Below are 19937 nucleotides of genomic sequence, written 5' to 3' on the forward strand. Positions count from 1 at the left end.
AGTTGATTTCGATGCTTGTTGTTAGAAGAGTAGGCTTTCTGGGTGTTTTCCTGAGAGGTTCTAAATGCAAAGAATTTTGCCTATTGGGATTATGATTTTGAGCGGAGCCCTTTGAGAGCTTTTGTTGTTGTAATGTTACTTAAGATAAGGTTAAAAATTCAGCCCCAAATACTCTTAAGGAATACTCTGGTGGCGATAAAGGTGAGGGGCGATTGGCGGTTGACTGTATAGGTTTCTATTCATCCTGCTAGATACTCCAATTAAATAAATTTTTTTCCTCTTTAAGAAAGTCTAATAATGCAGCGAGTTTCTTGGGCTTATTGAGCCCCTGGCGGTAAACGGCATGAATGTCCATTGGTGGAACATGCCAGTCTGGAAGAATATTAACGAGTGAGCCTTTGCCTAACTCTTCCATAATATTGTTGATTGGTAATTGCGCAATTCCCAGCCCATTGACTGCCGCATTTTTCAGGGCTGAAATATTAGCACAAAAGAAATTCCCATTAACGGGTAAAGTCACTGTCGATTGTTTAGAGGTTAGCGCCCACTCGGTATCTCCAGGGTTAAATTGAAATCTCAGGCAGTTATGGCTTATTAGGTCGCTGGGCTGCTGTGGTTTTCCCTGTGTGGTGAGATATTCAGGGCTGGCTACGAGAATTCGCGTTGAACTGCCAAGCTTTCTGGAAATCAGGCGCTCATCATGTATGTCGCCAACACGAAACGCGAGGTCAATGCCTTGGGAGAAGAGGTCTTCAAAGTCGTAAGTGAGGTTTAGGGAGACGGTAATTTTTGGCCAGCGCTTCAAAAAAGTGGGTAAAACTCTCTTGGAGAGAAATTCACCCAGGGCTGGCGGGGCTGAGATTCGCAATAAGCCTTGGACCTGCTGATCCATTACCAGCACATCATTTTGCATGGTTTTAAAGTCTTCTATCAAATGCAGAGCCCGGTCATAGGCAATAGCCCCCACTTCTGTCAGTGCAACACGCCGGGTGGTACGATCCAATAGTTTGGCTTTCAGGTGGGATTCCAGTCTTGAAACCTCCTTACTAACTGTTGACTTAGGAAGTTCTAGCTGATCTGCAGCCAGCGATAGGTTTAATGTCCTACAGACATGGACAAAAACAGATAAAGTTCTAAGGCTGATTGTTTCCAGTTCGCGAACATTCATTTTCTTTTTATATAATTGTTTCTATTTTCTCGAATAATAGAATGCTCCTGTGTTTGAAGCAACCTAACTCACAGGAGATTTACCATGTCTAACGATCGAATTGCATTGATCACCGGTTCAAATCGAGGAATTGGTCTGGAGGCTGCCAAGCAGCTTTCTGACCAAGGAGTCAAAGTAATCCTGTCTGGTCGAGATAAAGCGAAATTAGAGGCCGTTCAAGCTACTTGGAATGGTGAGGTGGCACCAATTGATATTATTGAGCTGGATATTACCAAAGCTGAAAATAGGGCACGAGCTGCTCAAAAGATTGCGGAGCAATATGGTCGGCTGGATATTCTGGTGAATAATGCCGGTGTTATCGTTGAGGGGGAGTGGGGCCAGAACAATAGTGAAACAGTTTCGCAGGAGGATCTGAACACCACTTTTAGTATTAACGTATTCGCTCAAATTGGTCTAACGCAAGATCTTCTGCCACTGCTAAAGAAGAGTAAAGCTGGCCGTATCGTGAACGTGAGTAGTATTCTGGGTTCTTTAGCTGTGAATGCTGACCAGAACTCTGGTTGGAGTGCAGTGAAGCCCTTCGCTTACAATGCGTCAAAGGCTGCGCTTAATATGTTTACAGTTTCTTTGAGCCAAAGTCTTGCAGATACTGGTATTAAGGTAAACAGCGCACACCCAGGTTGGGTTAAAACCGATTTGGGTACCAGCGCGGCGCCAATGGATGTGACCGAAGGGGCGAGAACTGTTGTGGAGCTTGCCTTGATTGCTAGTGATGGCCCTAACGGTCAATTTATTCACCTTGGTGAAGAGCAGCCCTGGTAAATAGTTGAAGTTACAGCTGGGTAGTTTTCAGAGACCCCGTATCTATTGTTTGAAAAATAGGTATGGGGTCTTCGGTTTTTTGAGTGACGGTTGATTTTACTGTGCAGCAGGTTTCTTGAGGTCTTGGATTTACTAAAAAATAATTTTTCATGAATTATCCAGAGGCTTCCCTGTGTGGTTAACGGCGCCTCCTTGCACGCTCGATATGAGGCCGGCTGGCTTCTTTCTTTTCAACGGACTTCCATAAAGGCCGCATTAAGAGCCTGGCAAAGGCAAAGCCGACAAAAAACAAATTACATATGTAAGCAAGAAAATACGGCCCAAACTCTCTTTCAAAAACTATCCCGGCTGCATTTAGAGTGCTTATAATGACAATGGAAGAAGCTATGCCAAAAAGTCCGTAGTAGGTGAATTTCATTATGGGGGAGACAAACTTGAAATGTCTTTTCTTCCACAGGTAAGCAATAAACCCCATGGTGGCTATTCCCATGAGGCTGCTGCTGATAGACCAGACATGCTTAGCCTCGACATGAAAATTTAAAAGCGTAAGTGAAAAAGCGGAGAGTAAGGCGCTACACAAGCTGATATAGACAATCATGGCGAGAGAGACGACATGTCCTCTGGAGATACTTTCCATTTTTCTTGACTGAAAAGTTGCAACCATAGCTGCAAAACCTGCCAGGATAATGGAGACTTCGATAATATGCAGCAGTTGTTCAATTTGTCCCGGCAGTGTATCCATCTTCCGCTGTTGCCCTGGGCAGAGATGTTATGTTGTGAGGGGGTTATCGGTGTGTAAAGGATAGTTTATGTTTTTTAGTGGCTTGCAGACTTTATAGGGTTTCATTCGTTTCTGTTGCATGCCGAAATTTTCTATTGAGGGCTCTTGGTAAGGTAGGTACTTCTCGGTGGATGAAGTACGTTTGGTTGTTTAGGGCAATTTATATGCCCTTGAGAGTCGGGTGTGATTCTTATCTGTTTTGGTAGAGCTACCTTGTACCGGCTTGACTCTTTCTTGCATGTTGTTGTTCGTTTTCTATTACTACTGCCCAAAGAGGTCGCATAAGCAGTCTAGTGAAGGCATAACCAACAATAAACAAATTAAAAACAAATGATAGGAAGTAGGGTCCGTATTCTTTGTTAAAGCCAAGTCCAAAGGCATTTAAGAGGTTGATAATTACCATGCACCCTGCGCCTCCAAAGAGTGCAAAGTAAATAATTTTCGCTACTTTGGAAACTGTCCTAAGGCGCTTTTTTATCCATAAATAAGTAATGGAGAAAGCGGTAGCCAAACTCATGGCAAAGCTGCTTGCAGACCATAAGGTTTGATCACTAATGCCAAAGTTTGCAAGTATTAGGGTGAAGGCGGCGAGGAGAGCATTAACTAGACTGATATAAATTATCATGGCGAGGGAGACAATTCTTCCCTTGGTGATTCTCCTGGTTTTTTTTGGCTGAAGGGTGCCTACGATTGCCGCGAAACCTGCCAGTACAACACAGGATTCAAGAGTAACGATAATCTGGCTCATCTCTTTCAGTGGAGTCATCCCTTTGCCTGTGTAAGTTTTGGGTATAGCAGAATAAGATTAGTGGAAAAAGGCAAAATATTTTTGTGGAAATAGCTGTAATTATTTGGTGTAAAAGTTACATGTCGTATTAGGAAAGCGCTTATTAATTAGTGGCCTGAATGTGAAAGCGGCGACGGGGAATATCACTTTGTGAATTTTTTGCCTAATATCTGATTGGATTATCAGGCCTATGGAGGCAATGGTTATAAACATTGACTAAAGGCCGTTTGGAAAGGTGTTTTCCGCCTGAGACCGGTATGAACTGTATACCGGTCTATCTGCCAAAAGTGAATCAGCCGGTTAATTACCCTTATGCTAAGGGGTCGGCATCAGCATCGTAGGGTAAATCCTGAATCTCCAGGGTGCGGCCATCTTTCAACTTTAAGGTTTCGCCGGCGGCAATTTTGGCGATTGTTAGTACGGCGAGCAATTCTATGCCTTCTTCGCTGTGGCAGGCTTCAACCAGATTGCCGATGCTTTGTTGTCCGTCGGCAAAAATTTCCAGTCCACTGGCTGGAAGATCACCACCCTCACATTTTGCACGGTATAGGCGACGCTTGGCGGCGCCACGGAACTGCATGCGGGCGACAACTTCCTGGCCGGTATAACATCCCTTTTTAAAGCTCACACCGCCAAGTAGGTGCAGGTTAGTCATCTGTGGGATAAACATCTCAGAAGTGGTGGCATCAACCTGGGGGATGCCGGCTTCGATCTGCCCCTTCTGCCACTGGTCGTAACCTGTGGCTTCACTATGGGGAGAGAGTTTTTGCCAGAGTTGTTGTGTTTTATCGCTGGGGCTAAGCAGAGCCAATTGGAACTCATTGACCGATTGGGCGATACAGCGCTCGCCACTGAAATCGAAAGTCACTACCTGGCCTGGAGAAGGGGCCTCGAAGCCCAGTAGTTGTGCCGCCTGCTCCGCAACATCCTCTCCCTGTAGGCCTAGCCAATGGGAGTTATCGCTAGTGTCGCTGAGTTCCGCCTTGAAAAATACGGCATACTTCGCCAGCGCCTGCTGGGCGATTGGGGCGAGATTGCGGGGTAGGCGGAGTATAAATTCGCTCTGGGAGAGTTTAAGGGCACTAAAGGCACTGATCATGCGTCCCTTGGGGTTGCAGTGAGCACCCAGTGTGCTGTGCCCGTCGGGAAGATTTACAAGGTCGCAAGTGAGCTGGCCTTGCAGAAACTTCTGACTATCGGGGCCTACTATTGAAACGGCGCCCACGGGGCCGAGGTCGATAAGATGTAAGCCCTGGCGGTCATCATTGCTGGTAAGGGGGAAGTGGGCTCTGCCGCCTTCCCAAATGGCGCCTTCGCTACTGAGAAAATCCTGCCACTGTTGCTGGTCCATAGTGTTGCCACCTCCGGTTGTCTTGGTGGCATTAATTGGGGATTACAGCGCCCCTTTTCAAGTTTGCTCAGCTAGCAGGTATACTGCGCACTTTAATCTGGTTGGAAATGAAGTATGGATCGCAACCGCCTGTTTTGGGCCAGCCGCCGCGGCATGTTGGAGTTAGATCTGGTGCTGCTGCCGTTTCTGGACAATATCTACGAGACCCTGGAGCCCGAAGATCAACAGCGTTATGTGCGACTGATGGACGAGCAGGACCAGGATCTATTTGCCTGGTTCATGCGCCGTGAAGATCCGGCCGACCCGGAGCTATTGCGCATAGTACAGATCATCCGTGACAACACCGGTTTACAGCAGTAGACCGCCGTCTCAAATTTTTGAGCGCAGCGCACGCTTGAGCTGCGTGGTTGCGCGATCGCCTCTCCTTCTTCTCTTTTTATTGCTTGCCACAGGGCAGACGGTATTGCTGCTGTGGTTGAGTGACCTCCCTTCCTGGCTTTTCTGGTCGGCACTGCTGCTTGTGTGCCTCTATGCCTTTGTTGAAAAACGTCGTCTGGAGCGGATGAGCGGGATCTTATCAACCCGAGACCGCCGCTGGTTTTGGCGTACTGAAAGTGGAGTGGAACGAGAATTTGAGTTTTGTGGTGAGCTGGTAGTGTGGCAGTGGTTGCTGGTAATCCGTGGGCGTGATCAGATGGGCGCCTCTCTTTGCTTGGTTTTGGCGCGGGACGCGCTCAATCGGGACGACTGGCGCAGATTGCAGGTGGCTTTGCGCTATTCGCGCTAGGGTGGGCTCTGCCCACCCATACCCCTGTGTTCAGATAAATTGCCTCTGATTGGCGTAGTTTTCCGGTACCAGCACCGTATCCATGGCCAGCTCTCTGAGATCTGGATAATCGAGAGAGTAGTGCAGGCCCCGACTCTCCCGGCGGTCCAGAGCCGAGCGGATGATCAAATCGGAAACCAAGGCCAGATTGCGTAGTTCCACTAGATCATTCGTGATGCGGTAATTGGCATAAAACTCGCGAATTTCCCGCTGCAGGAGTTTTACTCTGTGCTGAGCGCGCAGAAGGCGCTTGCGGGTGCGCACGATTCCCACGTAGTCCCACATAAAGCGCCGCAGCTCATCCCAGTTGTGGGATATCACAACGTCTTCATCGGAGTCCGTAACTCGCGAGGCGTCCCACTCCGGCGCCTTGCGCGGTGCTTGCACCGAGTCGAGATGTTCGTCGATATGCAGGGCGGCAGAACGGGCGTATACCAGGCATTCCAATAGGGAGTTACTAGCTAGGCGATTGGCGCCATGAAGGCCGGTAAAAGTGGTTTCCCCGATGGCATAGAGTTGGTCCAGGTCGGTGCAACCGTGTTGATCTACCATAATTCCACCGCAGGTATAGTGGGCGGCAGGCACCACCGGGATGGGCTCTTTGGTGATATCAATGCCGTATTTCAGGCAGTTGCTATATACGGTGGGGAAGTGCTCACGTACAAAGGTGGAATCTTTGTGGGAGATATCCAAATAGAGGCAGTCGGCACCAAGGCGTTTCATTTCGTGGTCAATGGCGCGGGCGACGATGTCTCTGGGGGCTAATTCACCGCGCTTATCAAAGCGTTCCATAAAGCGGCCGCCATCGGGCAGTTTCAACTGTGCTCCCTCGCCGCGCAGGGCTTCTGTAACCAGCAGGGCTTTAGCCTTGGGGTGGTAGAGGCAGGTGGGGTGGAATTGGTTGAATTCCATATTGGCCACCCGGCAGCCGGCGCGCCAAGCCATGGCAATGCCGTCGCCGCTGGCACCATCTGGATTACTGGTATACAGATAGGCCTTGCTGGCACCACCGGTGGCGAGGATCACGGCCTTGGCCTGCAATAGCTCGACTTCTTCAGTATTTTTATTCAGCACATAGGCGCCAGCACAGCGAAAACGCCCTTTCTCGGGGTCCGGTTGGCGTATTAAATCAATGGCGACGTGATGTTCAAAGCAGTCAATATTGGGGCTGTTGAGTACTTTCACCAGCAAGGTGCTATGTACGGCTTTGCCCGTGGCGTCGGCGCTGTGAATGATACGGCGATGGCTGTGCCCACCTTCTTTTGTCAGGTGGTAGTCCTCGCCCTCGCGGGTGAAACTCACGCCCTGGTCAATCAGCCAGCGAATGGCTGCGGTGCTCTCTTCTACCGTGAAGCGGACAGACGATGGGTGGCAGAGTCCGGCACCCGCGTCTAATGTGTCTGCAATATGTGACTCCACCGAATCCATATCGTCTAACACTGCCGCGATGCCCCCCTGGGCGAACCAGGTGGAACCGTCCTGCAGACGCTGCTTGGAAAGCAAGGCTACGCGGTATTTGGCGGAGAGATGCAGGGCCAGGGTGAGGCCAGCGGCGCCGCTGCCGATGACGAGAACGTCGTAGTTTACCGGGGCATTCATAGATTTCATTTATCTTTAAGGGTCGCGTAGTATAGCGCCTCCTGATTATTCGTCGATTTGACGTGGAACTTATGTCCTATTGTCAGTGTCTTCAACACAGTAAAAGAAACGCCTGCGCCGGCAGCCCCTCAGTAAATCGTTGTGGTGCCCGCAGTGTGGCTGGATATGGGAGTTGGGGATGACAGCGCATCAGGCGTCAACGAGTGACCGTGAGCTGGTGGAGCGGGTTCAAAAGGGAGATAAACGCGCTTTTGACCTGTTAGTACTCAAGTATCAACACAAAATTGTTGCTGTGGTCAGCAGATTTATCAAGGACCACAGTGAGGTACAGGATGTCACTCAGGAGGCTTTTATTAAGGCCTACAGGGCGCTCGCCAATTTCCGTGGCGACAGCGCTTTTTACACATGGATGTACCGGATTGCGATTAATACCGCTAAAAATCATTTGGTTTCCCGTAGCCGCAGGCCCCCGTCTTCCGATGTGGATCTTGAGGATGCTGAGTTTTACTCCGGCGCCGATCTGTTGCGGGATAACGAAACACCTGAGAACCAGATGTTTCGTGACCAGCTTGAATCTGCGGTGCATCGCGCCATTCGCGCACTGCCAGAGGATCTGCGCTCAGCGGTTACGCTGAGAGAGCTTGAGGGACTGAGCTATGAGGAGATCGCCGAGGTAATGGGATGCCCGGTAGGCACAGTGCGTTCGAGAATTTTTCGTGCACGGGAAGCTATTGACCGGACAGTCCAGGCCGTGATGGCCGGTGAGCCGGAAACACTGGGTGACCGGGGTTAAAATTGCGGAAAATTTTCCCAACTGGGGAAACCAACCGCCGAGAGCCCGGTCTTATCTCATACCAACTATGGTGCGTGTGGGCACCGAATAAATGATTGCACAAGAGGGTTAACCCCTATGTCCCACGGGAATCATCAGGAACGTCTCAACGAGTCGCTCTCGGCGCTTATGGATGGCGAAGTCAGCGAGTTGGAGTTGCAGCGGCTGTTAAAAGCCTCTTCGGCTTCTGAAGAGTTGGGTGAGCGCTGGTCACGCTACCAACTTGCGGCGAGTGTAATGCGCCGCGAACAGGTTGCCCCTGTGAACAGCAGTCTCGCTGCGAACATCTCTGCGGCAATTGATCTCGAAGAGCCCTTGTCGCAAACGGGGAGTGGTGGTGCCGTGGCGGCCAATGGGTTGATCAATAACCGTTGGTGGCGTCCGCTTTCACGCGGTGCGGTAGCGGCCACTGTAGCATTTGCTGCAATTCTTGGGGTTCAACAGATTACCGATACACAGCAGAGTCCAGTGCAGGGTCAGGGTGTGGAATTGATGGCGGAGGTTGAGCGCCCGGCACAGCCGGTAGTGCAATCTGCCCCGCAGCCGTCCGGTTTTTATGTGCCGGCACCATCTACCCGCTCAGTGAGCACAGCCACTCCGAGCTTTGTACCCGAGCAGCGCGGTGTGGTTGGCCAGCAGGTGATTCAGCAGGTGCCTACACCGGAGCTGATGCGCCATCTGAACCGCGTAATGATGCAACACTCAGAACAGGCCGCGCATGTCGGCAGCCAGGGCATGGTGCCTTTTGCCCGCGCGACCTACGGCGAACAAGTTGGTATGTAGCGTGACGAAAGCCGTTTTCAGGGGGAGTCTTATCCATATTGGAATTCGCAGGGCCAGTAACCTCTTACTGGCCACCTCACTGCTGGCGCCACTGGCGATCGCCCAGGAGACAGCCAGCACCGATAATGCTATCCAACCCAGTGCGCCGAGTATCGTAAACCTCGATATGGCCAGCACCCAGGCGGCAGCTTCTGCTGCTGAGGTGACAAACCCGAGCAGTGAACAGGATGCCCTGACTACCGCCAACCCGGAAGCTCCGGCTGTTGACCCCACAGTGCTCTCTGCGGAAGCTCTGACCAGTCCTGGTGCTGTGTCTGTAGCGGTTGCCGGTAATGAGGTAGAGCAGTGGCTGGCCAAGCTTGCCAAGGCGGTTGCTGAGCTGGAATACAGCGGGCTGGTCACCTTTGAGCACGCCGGCATGCTTGAAACCCTGCAGGTGGTACACGCGGTCCGCGACGGAGAACAGGTAGAGCGTGTGCGCTACCTCAGTGGCGAACCGCGAGAATTGATCAGCCACGGTAGCAGCAGCAATTGTGACTACGGTGTTTCGCCCAGTGCTCGGGCTACCCTATGGAATGCGGTGGGGCAGCAACAAGTTCAGCGCGCCTACCAGTTTATTTTGCGTGGCGAGGAGCGCATTGCCGACCGCGATGCAGTAGTGATCGAGGCCAGGCCGCGGGATCGCTACCGGCTCGGGCTGGTGGTCAGCTTAGACCGGGAAACCGGCCTGCCCCTTAAAACTATGTTGGTGAGCACTCAGGGCCGAGTGTTGGAGCGCTACCAGTTTGTACAGCTAGACTTGTCGCCGGTAGAGGATGGTGCTCTGGAGGCGGTCTCCAATAATGCGCGACGGGTTGATAATCGAACTAGCTGCGAATCCTCCCAGAGTCGCTGGCAAGTGCGCTGGCTGCCGGAAGGTTTCAAGGTGGTATCGGTGAAACCCCTTTCCGATGGCGATATGATGGTCTTTAGTGATGGGCTAGGCGTATTTACCGTGTTTGTGCAACGCCTTGGACCTGAGCTAAAGGATTTTAAAGGCAGAGCCATACGCGGTGCGACAGTGGCCTATATGGACCGGATGGAAGTCAATGGCGTCGCTTATACCGTTACTGTCGTTGGGGAAATCCCCGATGCCACGGCGCGCAGAGTAGCCAGTTCTATTGCTGAAAAAGGCTGAGTGCCGTGCTTGAAGAGCGCGGCCGTATTGTCGCCATAGAATCCGACGCTGTATGGGTTGAAACAATCCAGCGCAGCGCCTGCAATGGTTGTGAGGCCAAGTCTGGCTGCGGCACTGGTCTACTTGGTGACTTTTTTTCTTCTTCCACGCGAGTGAGAGCAGTTCTTAACGGCTACCCGGCCGATAAAATTTTCCTGAATGATACCGCCGTAATCGGCATTACTGAGAGTGCCCTTACCAGTAGTACCCTGCTGGTTTATTTGTTACCCCTGGTTTCCCTGATGCTTGTCGCACTATTGGGGGACTATCTTTTCGCTGAAGCTGGCGCCGTTATAGGCGCGCTACTGGGCCTGCTGGGCGGTGCTCTTGGCGTGCGTTGGTACAGTCGCCGCCAAGCTGCCAATCCCACTTATACCCCGGTGCTATTGCGCATAGAGCCCAGCAGCGGGCATTCATAACAGAACCTAAACTGATAACTCCAAGGTTTAATCGGAGTCTTTCCATGTTGGCCCGCTGCTATATAGAGCGCTGGCCCCTGCGCACGGCCTTTGTTATCTCCCGCGGAGCCCGCACTGAAGCAGAAGTCGTCGTTGTAGAGGTAAAGCTGGAAGGCCGCGTGGGTATTGGAGAGTGCACCCCTTATGCCCGCTATGGCGAAAGCCCTGAATCGGTTGTGCAGCAGCTGGAACCCTTGCTTTCCGAGCTGGCTGCCGGTTTGAAGCGAAGTGCTTTGGCGTCGCGATTGCCCGCTGGCGCCGCGCGCAATGCCCTCGACTGCGCGCTGGCTGACTGGGAGGCGAAGTACAATAATGTGCCCTTTGCCGGCCCCGATTCCCTGCCCACCGTACAGACTTTGGTGATCGACAGCCCGGAGGCCATGGCTATGGCCGCGGACAATGCGGTATCCCATGGAGTGCAAGTGTTAAAGCTCAAGCTGGATGATCATCTGGTCTGTGAGCGGGTGGCGGCCGTACGTGCCGCTGCGCCCAGTGCCCAGTTGGTGATTGATGCCAATGAAGCCTGGCAGAGCATTACTCTGATCGAACGCTGTCAGCAGTTGGCCGAGTTGGGGGTTGCCATGCTGGAGCAACCCTTGCCTGCGGACGACGATGAATTTCTCTCCACATTTCCCCATCCACTTCCTATCTGTGCCGATGAGAGCTGCCATACCCGAGCTGACCTGCCGCGCCTGAAGGGGCGCTATGAGATGGTCAATATTAAGCTCGATAAGACCGGGGGGATTCGTGAGGCTGAGGCTCTGGCGAAGGAGGCATCCGCGCAGGGTTTTGAGCTGATGCTCGGTTGTATGTTGTGTACCTCGCGGGCAATACGTGCGGCTTGGCCTCTGGGGTCAAAGGCGCGCTACCTGGATTTGGATGGCCCCACCTGGCTGGCGAGGGATACCGAGCCCCCACTGCGCTTTACTGCTGGCAGGGTTTATTGGTCGTAAGTAATCAGGTCGATCAGTATATCCAGATATTCTTCACTGGCTGCATCGGCGGAGATTGGTGGAAACTCCACGGTGATACAGGGTAGGGCGCGCTCGGCGCACCAGGTACCGAAAGAACCCGGTGTTTGGTAGCCTAGTTGTTCGACCAGTGGCAGCTGCATACCTTCGGCCAACCAGGCTCCCAGAGCAGTTTTGTCGGGGTCTTCCACGCAGCCCAGGGGCTCGTGGATGGATACCGTCCAAGGGGGTGCCAGTTTGGTAATCAACTGGGATAACGCGGAAGTTTCGCTCTCGGAGGCGGGCCTGTTGCCGGTACCGAGTTGGACATCGCGGGCATCTGCTGTGCTATTCCAGCGGTAAACATTGCCGCCGCCGTCCCAGTTCTCTGTGGCAAAGTTGCGGTTCAGATCCACGCCGTGTGCATTGCAGCGGGTACCCAACTGGCAACCATCGGGATTTACCGCCAGTATCACATGGTGCTTGAGTTGGTTCGTCGCGAGTGAGCGCAATGCACAAGAGAGTGCTACCACTGCTGCGACTTCATCGCCGTGGGTGCCGGCCATCACCAGGCCTGGTTTGTGGCCGGATTGAGCGGGAAAATAAAAAAGTGGTGCGCCCAGGGCACTGTATCCGTACAGTTCTTTGGGGAGGTGGAATTGGCCTCGCTGTGGGCGTGGGCGCAGTTTGGACATCGCTGGCCTTTACACAGATTTACATTAGGCGGCAGAACTTTCGTGGCTATACAGCCACTAAATCGTTACTGAATGTCCCTAAAGGGGCCGGAGCCATTCCGTCGAGGCATGCCCTGGAAGGGATTCAAATTCCAATGGTTTCATATTAGAAGGGAACACTAGGGGTAACAAACCTATGGTTAAACGCTGTACACAATATCTCTTGGTACTCTGTCTCTTGGTTTCCGGCGCTGCTAGTGCGCGCGGACTGCCAGAGCTTACCGAATTGATAGAGGAAAACTCTCCTGCGGTGGTTAAGATCAACACGGTGGATCGCAGCCGAGTGGCTCGCGGCAACAGTTCGCCGCAGTATCAGCAGGAAATCCCCGATATTTTCCGTCACCTGATCGAGCCACGCCGTCGTCAGCGCCCAGTGGCCAGCATGGGCTCAGGTTTCATCATTTCTGAAGATGGTTATATCGTGACCAACAACCATGTGGTCGATGGTGCAGATGAGGTGAGAGTTACGCTAACCGATCGCCGCGAATACGAGGCGAAGGTGATAGGCACCGATGAGCGCTCGGATCTCGCCCTGCTTAAGATCGAAGCCGATGACCTGTCGGCAGTGCGCTGGGGGGACTCAGAGGAGCTGCAGGTGGGTGAATGGGTGGTCGCGATCGGCTCGCCATTCGGCCTCGACTACTCCGCCAGTGCCGGTATCGTGAGTGCTATGGGGCGCAGTATTCCCAATGAGAGTCGTGAAAACTATGTGCCATTCATTCAGACCGATGTAGCCATCAACCCTGGTAACTCCGGTGGGCCGTTGTTTAATCTCGATGGGCGGGTAGTGGGGATCAACTCCCAGATTTATACCCGTAGCGGCGGATCTATAGGCCTGTCTTTCGCTATCCCAGCGAGCCTGGCCCAGGATGTGGTTGCCCAGTTGAAAGAGAAGGGTCGTGTGGATCGCGGCTGGCTCGGCGTTGGTATCCGCAATGTGGACCGTGATATGGCTGAAGCCATGGGGCTCGGTAAACCTTCTGGTGCGCTAGTGGAGCAGGTGAGTCCAGGTACTCCTGCGGCTGAGGCCGGTATTAAACCTGGAGATGTAATTATCCGTTTTGATGGTCGCAAGATTGGTGTACATGGAGACCTGCCACATGTAGTAGGTCAGGTTCGCCCCGGCACCGAGGTTCCTGTAGAGCTGATGCGCAAGGGCAGAACCGAAAAGCTACAAGTGGTTGTCGGTTCTCTTCCGGGTTCTGATGAAGAGCGCAGCCAGGCGTCCAATCAGCCGGCATCCAGAATGGGTGGCCCCCTCGGTGTGGTTGTCGAGGAAATCCCGGAAGGTATGAAGCAGCGCTGGAATGTAGATACTGGCGTGCTTGTACGCCAGGTTATTCCCGGCAAGCCAGGTGCAAAGGCGGGTCTGCGTAGCGGTGATATCATCGCCCAGCTGGGCTTTGAGGAAGTGACTGATATCAGCGACTACGAAACGGTGGTCGATGACCTCCCCAAAGATGAGCTATTGCCGATCCGCTTTTTCCGAGCTGGCCAGTCAACTTTCCGCACAATTAAGATCGAAAGCTAAGTACAAGAGGCAAATGGTGGCCCATTGGGTCACCTGCCTCTCACCTCTGCTCGGGAGTTCTGTTAGACTTGCGCCACACAGCTGGCAGCTCCGTCAGCTAATCATTTGATTTTTCAAGGGTTTTTATTCCGCAGTGGCCACAGATCTCTCACATATCCGCAATTTCTCCATTATTGCCCATATCGACCACGGGAAATCTACCCTGGCGGACCGCTTTATTCAGGATTGCGGTGGGCTCTCAGACCGCGAAATGGAAGCCCAGGTGCTCGACAGCATGGAGTTGGAGCGCGAGCGCGGTATTACCATCAAGGCGCAGAGTGTAACGCTCGACTACAAAGCGCGGGATGGTAAGACCTACCAGTTGAACTTTATCGATACCCCGGGACACGTGGACTTCTCCTACGAGGTATCCCGCTCCCTGGCAGCCTGTGAAGGGGCGCTGTTGGTAGTGGATGCCGCACAAGGTGTCGAGGCCCAGTCAGTGGCCAACTGTTATACGGCGATTGAGCAGGGCCTGGAGGTTATCCCGGTACTAAACAAGATGGACTTGCCTCAAGCGGACCCGGATAAAGTCGCTGAGGAAATTGAGGAAATCATCGGCATCGATGCAGCTGATGCGACCCGTTGCAGCGCCAAGTCCGGTCTGGGTGTAGAGGATGTCCTTGAGGATCTGGTGCGTCAGGTTCCACCACCCGAGGGTGATGTGGATGCGCCGCTACAGGCCCTGATCATCGACTCCTGGTTCGATAGCTATTTGGGCGTTGTGTCCCTGGTACGAGTAGTACAGGGCACCCTGAAAACCAAAGACAAGATTGTCACCAAGTCGATTGGTCGCCCCCATGTGGTGGATAACGTCGGTATCTTTACCCCCAAGCGCAAAGAAACTGGTGTGCTGCGTGCCGGTGAAGTGGGTTTTGTTGTGGCTGGCATCAAGGATATCCATGGCGCGCCAGTGGGCGATACCCTGACCCACGCTAAGGGTGCCGATGAAATCGAAATGCTGCCGGGCTTCCAGAAGGTCAAACCACAGGTTTACGCGGGTTTGTTCCCGGTTAGCTCCGACGATTACGAAGGCTTCCGCGATGCGCTGGAGAAGCTTTCTCTTAACGATGCCTCTTTGTTCTATGAGCCTGAGACCTCTGATGCGCTCGGCTTTGGTTTCCGCTGCGGCTTCCTCGGTATGCTGCACATGGAGATTATCCAGGAGCGTTTGGAGCGCGAGTATGATCTCGACTTGATCACCACCGCGCCAACTGTGGTGTATGAGGTTGAGCAGACCGACGGCGAAGTGGTGATGGTGGATAACCCATCGCGCCTGCCGGATGTGGGTAACATTGAGGAGATGCGTGAGCCTATTGCCGAGGTGAATATCCTGGTACCGCAGGAATATCTGGGCAACGTGATTACTCTCTGCGTGGAGAAGCGCGGTATTCAGAAAGATATGCAGTACGTGGGTTCCCAGGTATCCCTGCGCTATGAGCTACCCATGAGTGAAGTGGTGATGGATTTCTTCGACCGCCTCAAGTCGGTGAGCCGTGGCTTTGCTTCCCTGGATTACAGCTTTGTGCGCTTCGAAGCGGCAAAACTGGTGCGTCTGGATATCCTCATTAACGGGGATCGAGTCGATGCCCTGGCGCTGATCGTGCACCGTGAGAATGCCCAGCAGAAGGGGCGTGCCATGGCGGAAAAAATGAAAGAATTGATTCCCCGGCAGATGTTCGATGTGGCAATTCAGGCGGCTATTGGTGGCCAAGTGGTGGCCCGTACCACCGTAAAGGCTCTGCGCAAGAATGTGACTGCAAAATGTTATGGTGGCGATGTCACCCGTAAGAAAAAACTGCTTGAAAAGCAGAAAGCGGGTAAGCGCCGTATGAAACAGCTCGGTCGAGTGGAAGTGCCACAAGAGGCCTTCCTGGCCGTGCTGAAGGTGGATCAATAGCGGCTAGGTCCGCTATTGGCTTCAAGGAAAATAGAGATACATAATGGATATTAATTTACCTCTGATTCTGCTCTGGTTAGTCGTTATCAGTGGCGGTATCTGGCTGGTAGACAGCCTGTTTTTTGCCCGTCGCCGCAAAAAAGAAGGTGGGGGCAAGCAAGAGGATCCAGTGGTTGTGGAGTACGCAAAGTCGTTCTTCCCAATCCTGGCAATCGTTTTTGTGTTGCGCTCTTTTATTGTCGAGCCTTTCCAGATTCCCTCTGGCTCCATGATCCCAACCCTTCAGGTTGGTGATTTTATTCTGGTCAATAAGTATGAGTACGGCTTGCGCCTGCCGGTCTCCCGTAAAAAAGTAGTAGATATCGGCGAACCTCAGCGCGGCGACGTGATGGTGTTTTTCCCACCGCACATGAATGATACCTACTTTATCAAGCGGGTTATTGGCCTTCCCGGTGACAAAATTGAGCTGAAAAACAATGTGCTCTATGTCAACGGTGAGCTGGCACCGCAGGAGCTGATTCAGGCGATGCCCCCGGTAAATCCGAGACAGGAAATATTGTGGGAAAATCTCTATGGCAAGCGCCATTTAATGCAAAAAAATATCCCTGCCAGTCAGTACGGTAACTTTAGTGGTGTAGTCCCGGAAGGCCATTACTTTATGATGGGCGACAACCGCGATAACAGCCTCGATAGCCGTGCATGGGGCTTTGTCCCTGAGCGTGATGTAGTGGGTAAAGCTTTTGCTATTTGGATGCACTGGGACAACTGGCTCAGTTTGCCCAGCTTTAAACGAGTAGGCTCTATCCAATAACGAAAATGGTCGGCGTTGTGCCGGCGATATGGATTGAGGGCAAAGGTAATGAGTAGTGTTATCCGGGTTTCACTAAAGCGTCAGCGCGGCATGAGTTACTGGGGTTGGTTGTTGGTTATTGCGGTGTTGGGCTTTGCCCTTACCTGTGTTTCTAAAATGGCCCCAGCCTACGTGGATGCGCGTTATGTGAGTGAGGCCCTGAGAACTCTGGGTGAGAACCCTGAGCTGGAAAATATGTCGACCGGCCAGATCAAGAAAGAGCTGGGCCGTTTCTTTCTGATCAACAATGTGCGCGGAGAGCCCACTAAAGCATTGCAGGTGGTGCGTGGGGCGAAAAGTACTGTGGTCAGTATTAATTACGAGTTGCGCCAGCCGCTGATTTATAACGTGGATGTCGTGATGAAATTTAACAAACAGCTCGATACGGCCAAGCCTGAGCTTTGTTGTGATCCTTTGATAGATCTGGAGCAATTCCGCAAACGTGACTGACCTTTTACTGGAGCGCCTCTGCCAGCGCCTTGGCCACAAATTTGAACAAAGCACTCTTTTGGAGTTGGCGCTTACACACCGATCCCACGGCAGCCGTAACAACGAGCGTTTGGAATTTCTCGGTGATTCCATTCTCGGCTTTACTATTGGTGCCGCACTCTATGAGCAATTTCCCCAGGGGCGCGAGGGCCAGCTGAGCCGTTTGCGCGCGCAACTGGTCAGTGGTGAAACCCTGGCCAAGCTGGCGCGAGAGCTGGATATTGGCGACTGCTTGCGCCTGGGCGAGGGGGAGATGAAAAGCGGCGGCTTTCGCCGCGCCTCTATCCTGGCTGATGCGGTGGAGGCCCTGATCGGTGCCATCTACCTTGATGCCGGTCTGGAGGCAGCGCGCGCTAGAGTGCTGGCATGGTTTGCACCACGGCTACAGGAGTTGTCACTGGAGACGGTGAAAGACCCCAAAACCCGCTTGCAGGAATGGCTCCAGGCCCGTAAAAAGCCACTGCCTGAGTATTCAGTCGTGGATGTGTCCGGTGCTGAGCACGCCCAGCACTTTATCGTAGAATGCCGGGTTAGTGGTTTGGCCCAGCCGGTTCGCGGCGAGGCCAATAGTCGCCGCGCCGCAGAGAAAACTGCCGCGGTAGAGGCTTATAAGCGCCTCACTGGGCAGGACTAACCTTACAATTAGAGCGCAGCGGTTTATCGCCCGGCTCGGACAGATAGCCCCTGTGTGCGGGGGCGAGCAGAGCCCGGTTTCGCTGGGCACTTCAACCCTTTCGGAGAAACTTCTTGAGCGAACAACCCTCTCGCTGCGGCTATGTAGCGATCGTCGGCCGCCCCAATGTGGGAAAGTCCACGCTGCTTAACCATTTGCTGGGCCAGAAGCTGGCGATTACTTCACGCAAGCCCCAGACAACCCGCCACAACATGCTCGGTATTAAAACCGATGGCCCCAATCAGATTATTTTTGTGGACACACCCGGCCTGCATTCGGATCAGGAAAAGGCCATCAACCGCTATATGAACCGTGCGGCTTCCAGTGCAGCTCGGGATGTAGATGTGGTGGTGTTTGTCGTGGAGCGCACCCGCTGGAGTGAGGGAGACCAGCTGGTGGCCGATAAGTTACGCGGTCTCAAGTGTCCGCTGATTATCGCCGTCAATAAAGTCGATCAGCTGGAGGATAAGAGTGATCTGCTGCCTCAGCTGCAGGCTTTGGCGGAACAGCACCCTAAGGCTGAAATTGTGCCGATCTCGGCACTGCGCAACGTCAACCTTGATTCCTTAGAAGAGGTAATCCTCAAGCATTTGCCAGAGGGGCAACACTTCTTCCCAGAGGATCAAGTTACTGATCGCAGTTCACGCTTCCTCGCCGCAGAGATTGTGCGTGAAAAAATTATGCGTCAGCTGGGTGCGGAAGTGCCCTACCAAGTCACTGTTGAGGTTGAGGAGTTCAAACAGGAAGGGAAGATTCTGCATATCAGCGCGGCGATCCTGGTGGAGAGATCGGGGCAGAAGCGAATTATCATCGGCAACAAGGGTGAGCGTATCAAGCAGATTGGCAGTCAGGCTCGTGAAGATATGGAGCGCCTGTTCGATAGCAAGATAATGCTGAATTTGTGGGTTAAGGTGAAGTCCGGCTGGTCTGATGACGAGCGTGCCCTACGCAGTCTCGGCTATCGTGACGAGTAACCCTCTTCCCCTGACTCGTCCGCCATGAAGACACCACCGCCGGCGCAGCCGGCGTACATTCTCCACGCCCGGCCCTATCGCGACTCCAGCCTGATTCTTGAGTTATTCACTCCAAACCATGGCCGTATTGGTTGTGTTGCCCGCGGTGCTCGGAGGGACAAGCAGCGGCGCCAGCAGGCGCTGCAACCTTTTACGCCTCTATTAGTTACTCTGCTCGGTGCTGGATCCCTGAAAACCCTCGGGCCCGTGGAGAATGTTGGAGTTCCACTCTGGCTTAAGGGGCGTGCTGTCTATGGCGGGCTCTACGCCAATGAGTTGATGGTGCGCTTGCTACCGGAGGGTGAGGGGCACATAGGTCTGTTTGCCACCTATCAGCGTCTACTGCAGGAGCTATCAGATCTGGGCGGTACGGACAGTGCAGAGTTGGAAGGACCACTGCGCAGTTTCGAATTACAGCTGCTCGGGGAGTTGGGTAGTTGTCCGCCGTTGGATTATTGTGTGCAGAGTCAGGGTGTTGTGAGTGAGGCCGGCAGCTACAGGTTGGAATTGGAGGTGGGCTTTGTGCCGGTGCACAGGCAGGGTGCCACTGCTCTGCGTGAGCGGGAGTTTTTTGGTTCAGAGCTGCTGGGAATACTGCAGGCTAAAGAGTCAGGTAAGTGGCCGGCAGAAGTATTGGGCCCGGCAAAGCGCTTAACCCGTATTTTGTTGCACACATTACTGGGGGAGAAGCCATTGCAGAGCCGCGAGTTATTTAAACAGGTTTACGGGAAATGATTGTTAGCATCGGTACCGACATTTGCAATTACAGCCGTATCGAGTCAGTTTGGCGCCGCCATGGTGATCGTTTCGTGGAGCGTATATTGAGTGATGGCGAACGCTGTGATTTTGCCGATCTTGCCGAGGCCAATAAAACGGCCTATTTGTGCAAGCGCTTTGCTGCTAAAGAAGCGGTGGGTAAAGCTCTAGGTACTGGTATTGGAGAGGGTGTTTCCTGGCAGGATATCGAAGTGCGTCGGCGCCAGGGTGCAGCTCCGCAGGTGCTGCTGCAGGGTGGAGCGCAGAGGCGGGCTCAGGCGATGGGGGTGGAGGTGATACACCTCTCCCTTTCCGATGAAAAGGATGCAGCCCTGGCGTTCGTGATTTTTGAAGCTCGCAGTTAGGCCGGAGCATCTCC

At 53.1% G+C, this 19937-nt stretch carries 22 protein-coding genes; 16 read left to right on the forward strand and 6 right to left on the reverse strand.

The features are described from left to right. Positions 1 to 247 precede the first annotated feature (247 nt). Positions 248 to 1168, reverse strand: a complete 921-nt coding sequence (locus ACJJIO_RS16225) for a LysR family transcriptional regulator (protein WP_444909096.1) — start codon at positions 1166 to 1168, stop codon at positions 248 to 250. Between the two features lie 84 nt (positions 1169 to 1252). Between ACJJIO_RS16225 and ACJJIO_RS16230 the strand changes: the two genes are divergently transcribed. Then, entirely contained in the window at positions 1253 to 1990 is a 738-nt protein-coding gene (locus tag ACJJIO_RS16230; RefSeq protein WP_444909097.1) for an SDR family oxidoreductase, read from the forward strand. Positions 1991 to 2168: 178 nt separating this feature from the next. Here the strand turns inward: ACJJIO_RS16230 and ACJJIO_RS16235 are convergent, their stop codons facing one another. The 3 genes from ACJJIO_RS16235 to ygfZ form a co-directional block, all read right to left on the reverse strand. Continuing rightward, the gene (locus ACJJIO_RS16235) at positions 2169 to 2732 is read right to left on the reverse strand and encodes a hypothetical protein (protein WP_252082583.1); all 564 of its coding nucleotides are present in this window, start codon (positions 2730 to 2732) and stop codon (positions 2169 to 2171) included. Positions 2733 to 2979: 247 nt separating this feature from the next. Next, a complete protein-coding gene (locus ACJJIO_RS16240) occupies positions 2980 to 3537 on the reverse strand; it encodes a hypothetical protein (RefSeq protein WP_444900231.1) in 558 nt (185 codons plus the stop codon). Between the two features lie 331 nt (positions 3538 to 3868). Beyond that, positions 3869 to 4909, reverse strand: a complete 1041-nt coding sequence (ygfZ, locus tag ACJJIO_RS16245) for a CAF17-like 4Fe-4S cluster assembly/insertion protein YgfZ (protein ID WP_444909098.1) — start codon at positions 4907 to 4909, stop codon at positions 3869 to 3871. A 114-nt stretch (positions 4910 to 5023) separates the two neighbouring features. Here ygfZ and ACJJIO_RS16250 point away from each other — a divergent pair, with 114 nt between their 5' ends. Next, on the forward strand, positions 5024 to 5269 hold the full coding sequence (locus ACJJIO_RS16250; protein WP_252082577.1) for an FAD assembly factor SdhE: 246 nt from the start codon (positions 5024 to 5026) through the stop codon (positions 5267 to 5269). Then, entirely contained in the window at positions 5244 to 5696 is a 453-nt protein-coding gene (locus tag ACJJIO_RS16255) for a protein YgfX (RefSeq protein ID WP_444902781.1), read from the forward strand. Before ACJJIO_RS16250 ends, ACJJIO_RS16255 begins: the two co-directional genes overlap by 26 nt. A gap of 30 nt (positions 5697 to 5726) precedes the next feature. On the opposite strand, the gene nadB is transcribed toward ACJJIO_RS16255, so the two are convergent. Beyond that, the gene (nadB, locus tag ACJJIO_RS16260; protein WP_444902780.1) at positions 5727 to 7334 is read right to left on the reverse strand and encodes an L-aspartate oxidase; all 1608 of its coding nucleotides are present in this window, start codon (positions 7332 to 7334) and stop codon (positions 5727 to 5729) included. A gap of 178 nt (positions 7335 to 7512) precedes the next feature. Here nadB and rpoE point away from each other — a divergent pair, with 178 nt between their 5' ends. The 5 genes from rpoE (at position 7513) to ycjG (ending at position 11576) form a co-directional block, all read left to right on the forward strand. Beyond that, positions 7513 to 8127 carry an RNA polymerase sigma factor RpoE gene (gene rpoE, locus ACJJIO_RS16265; RefSeq protein WP_226647383.1) on the forward strand — a complete coding sequence of 205 codons (615 nt, stop codon included), beginning with the start codon at positions 7513 to 7515 and terminating at the stop codon, positions 8125 to 8127. Between the two features lie 117 nt (positions 8128 to 8244). Continuing rightward, positions 8245 to 8949 carry a sigma-E factor negative regulatory protein gene (locus ACJJIO_RS16270; protein WP_252082571.1) on the forward strand — a complete coding sequence of 235 codons (705 nt, stop codon included), beginning with the start codon at positions 8245 to 8247 and terminating at the stop codon, positions 8947 to 8949. Position 8950: 1 nt separating this feature from the next. Next, positions 8951 to 10126 (forward strand): MucB/RseB family sigma factor regulatory protein, encoded by a 1176-nt coding sequence (locus ACJJIO_RS16275; RefSeq protein ID WP_444909099.1) that lies wholly within the window; start codon positions 8951 to 8953, stop codon positions 10124 to 10126. A gap of 5 nt (positions 10127 to 10131) precedes the next feature. Next, positions 10132 to 10584: a SoxR reducing system RseC family protein gene (locus ACJJIO_RS16280; protein ID WP_444909100.1), complete on the forward strand. Its 453-nt coding sequence runs from the start codon at positions 10132 to 10134 to the stop codon at positions 10582 to 10584. Positions 10585 to 10628: 44 nt separating this feature from the next. Beyond that, entirely contained in the window at positions 10629 to 11576 is a 948-nt protein-coding gene (gene ycjG, locus ACJJIO_RS16285; RefSeq protein WP_444909101.1) for an L-Ala-D/L-Glu epimerase, read from the forward strand. Here ycjG and mpaA read toward each other — a convergent pair. Then, on the reverse strand, positions 11564 to 12268 hold the full coding sequence (gene mpaA / locus ACJJIO_RS16290) for a murein tripeptide amidase MpaA (RefSeq protein WP_444909102.1): 705 nt from the start codon (positions 12266 to 12268) through the stop codon (positions 11564 to 11566). The two genes, ycjG and mpaA, sit on opposite strands and share 13 nt — an antisense overlap. 175 nt (positions 12269 to 12443) lie before the next feature. Between mpaA and ACJJIO_RS16295 the strand changes: the two genes are divergently transcribed. The 8 genes from ACJJIO_RS16295 (at position 12444) to acpS (ending at position 19923) form a co-directional block, all read left to right on the forward strand. Continuing rightward, on the forward strand, positions 12444 to 13838 hold the full coding sequence (locus ACJJIO_RS16295; protein WP_444900240.1) for a Do family serine endopeptidase: 1395 nt from the start codon (positions 12444 to 12446) through the stop codon (positions 13836 to 13838). Positions 13839 to 13971: 133 nt separating this feature from the next. Further along, complete coding sequence (gene lepA, locus ACJJIO_RS16300) at positions 13972 to 15777, forward strand: translation elongation factor 4 (RefSeq protein WP_252082557.1); 1806 nt, start codon at positions 13972 to 13974, stop codon at positions 15775 to 15777. 43 nt (positions 15778 to 15820) lie between these two features. Then, positions 15821 to 16588, forward strand: coding sequence for a signal peptidase I (gene lepB, locus ACJJIO_RS16305; protein WP_252082555.1), 768 nt, complete (start codon positions 15821 to 15823; stop codon positions 16586 to 16588). 48 nt (positions 16589 to 16636) lie between these two features. Further along, complete coding sequence (locus ACJJIO_RS16310; RefSeq protein ID WP_444909103.1) at positions 16637 to 17077, forward strand: DUF4845 domain-containing protein; 441 nt, start codon at positions 16637 to 16639, stop codon at positions 17075 to 17077. Next, entirely contained in the window at positions 17070 to 17750 is a 681-nt protein-coding gene (gene rnc, locus ACJJIO_RS16315) for a ribonuclease III (protein ID WP_252082551.1), read from the forward strand. Before ACJJIO_RS16310 ends, rnc begins: the two co-directional genes overlap by 8 nt. Before the next feature lie 113 nt (positions 17751 to 17863). Further along, on the forward strand, positions 17864 to 18763 hold the full coding sequence (gene era, locus ACJJIO_RS16320; RefSeq protein ID WP_444884224.1) for a GTPase Era: 900 nt from the start codon (positions 17864 to 17866) through the stop codon (positions 18761 to 18763). A 24-nt stretch (positions 18764 to 18787) separates the two neighbouring features. Further along, entirely contained in the window at positions 18788 to 19537 is a 750-nt protein-coding gene (gene recO / locus ACJJIO_RS16325; protein ID WP_444909104.1) for a DNA repair protein RecO, read from the forward strand. Then, positions 19534 to 19923, forward strand: coding sequence for a holo-ACP synthase (gene acpS / locus ACJJIO_RS16330; RefSeq protein ID WP_444909105.1), 390 nt, complete (start codon positions 19534 to 19536; stop codon positions 19921 to 19923). Before recO ends, acpS begins: the two co-directional genes overlap by 4 nt. Positions 19924 to 19937: the final 14 nt, after the last annotated feature.

The organism is Microbulbifer mixtoriginis (SeqCode) (assembly GCF_052467235.1).

Bases quoted from the DNA above. Each gene is read 5' to 3' on its own strand.
- ACJJIO_RS16225 (WP_444909096.1), bottom strand. From the start codon at position 1,168: ATGAATGTTCGCGAACTGGAAACAATCAGCCTTAGAACTTTATCTGTT.
- ACJJIO_RS16230 (WP_444909097.1), top strand. From the start codon at position 1,253: ATGTCTAACGATCGAATTGCATTGATCACCGGTTCAAATCGAGGAATT.
- ACJJIO_RS16235 (WP_252082583.1), bottom strand. From the start codon at position 2,732: ATGGATACACTGCCGGGACAAATTGAACAACTGCTGCATATTATCGAA.
- ACJJIO_RS16240 (WP_444900231.1), bottom strand. From the start codon at position 3,537: ATGACTCCACTGAAAGAGATGAGCCAGATTATCGTTACTCTTGAATCC.
- ygfZ (WP_444909098.1), bottom strand. From the start codon at position 4,909: ATGGACCAGCAACAGTGGCAGGATTTTCTCAGTAGCGAAGGCGCCATT.
- ACJJIO_RS16250 (WP_252082577.1), top strand. From the start codon at position 5,024: ATGGATCGCAACCGCCTGTTTTGGGCCAGCCGCCGCGGCATGTTGGAG.
- nadB (WP_444902780.1), bottom strand. From the start codon at position 7,334: ATGAATGCCCCGGTAAACTACGACGTTCTCGTCATCGGCAGCGGCGCC.
- rpoE (WP_226647383.1), top strand. From the start codon at position 7,513: ATGACAGCGCATCAGGCGTCAACGAGTGACCGTGAGCTGGTGGAGCGG.
- ACJJIO_RS16270 (WP_252082571.1), top strand. From the start codon at position 8,245: ATGTCCCACGGGAATCATCAGGAACGTCTCAACGAGTCGCTCTCGGCG.
- ycjG (WP_444909101.1), top strand. From the start codon at position 10,629: ATGTTGGCCCGCTGCTATATAGAGCGCTGGCCCCTGCGCACGGCCTTT.
- mpaA (WP_444909102.1), bottom strand. From the start codon at position 12,268: ATGTCCAAACTGCGCCCACGCCCACAGCGAGGCCAATTCCACCTCCCC.
- ACJJIO_RS16295 (WP_444900240.1), top strand. From the start codon at position 12,444: ATGGTTAAACGCTGTACACAATATCTCTTGGTACTCTGTCTCTTGGTT.
- lepB (WP_252082555.1), top strand. From the start codon at position 15,821: ATGGATATTAATTTACCTCTGATTCTGCTCTGGTTAGTCGTTATCAGT.
- ACJJIO_RS16310 (WP_444909103.1), top strand. From the start codon at position 16,637: ATGAGTAGTGTTATCCGGGTTTCACTAAAGCGTCAGCGCGGCATGAGT.
- recO (WP_444909104.1), top strand. From the start codon at position 18,788: ATGAAGACACCACCGCCGGCGCAGCCGGCGTACATTCTCCACGCCCGG.
- acpS (WP_444909105.1), top strand. From the start codon at position 19,534: ATGATTGTTAGCATCGGTACCGACATTTGCAATTACAGCCGTATCGAG.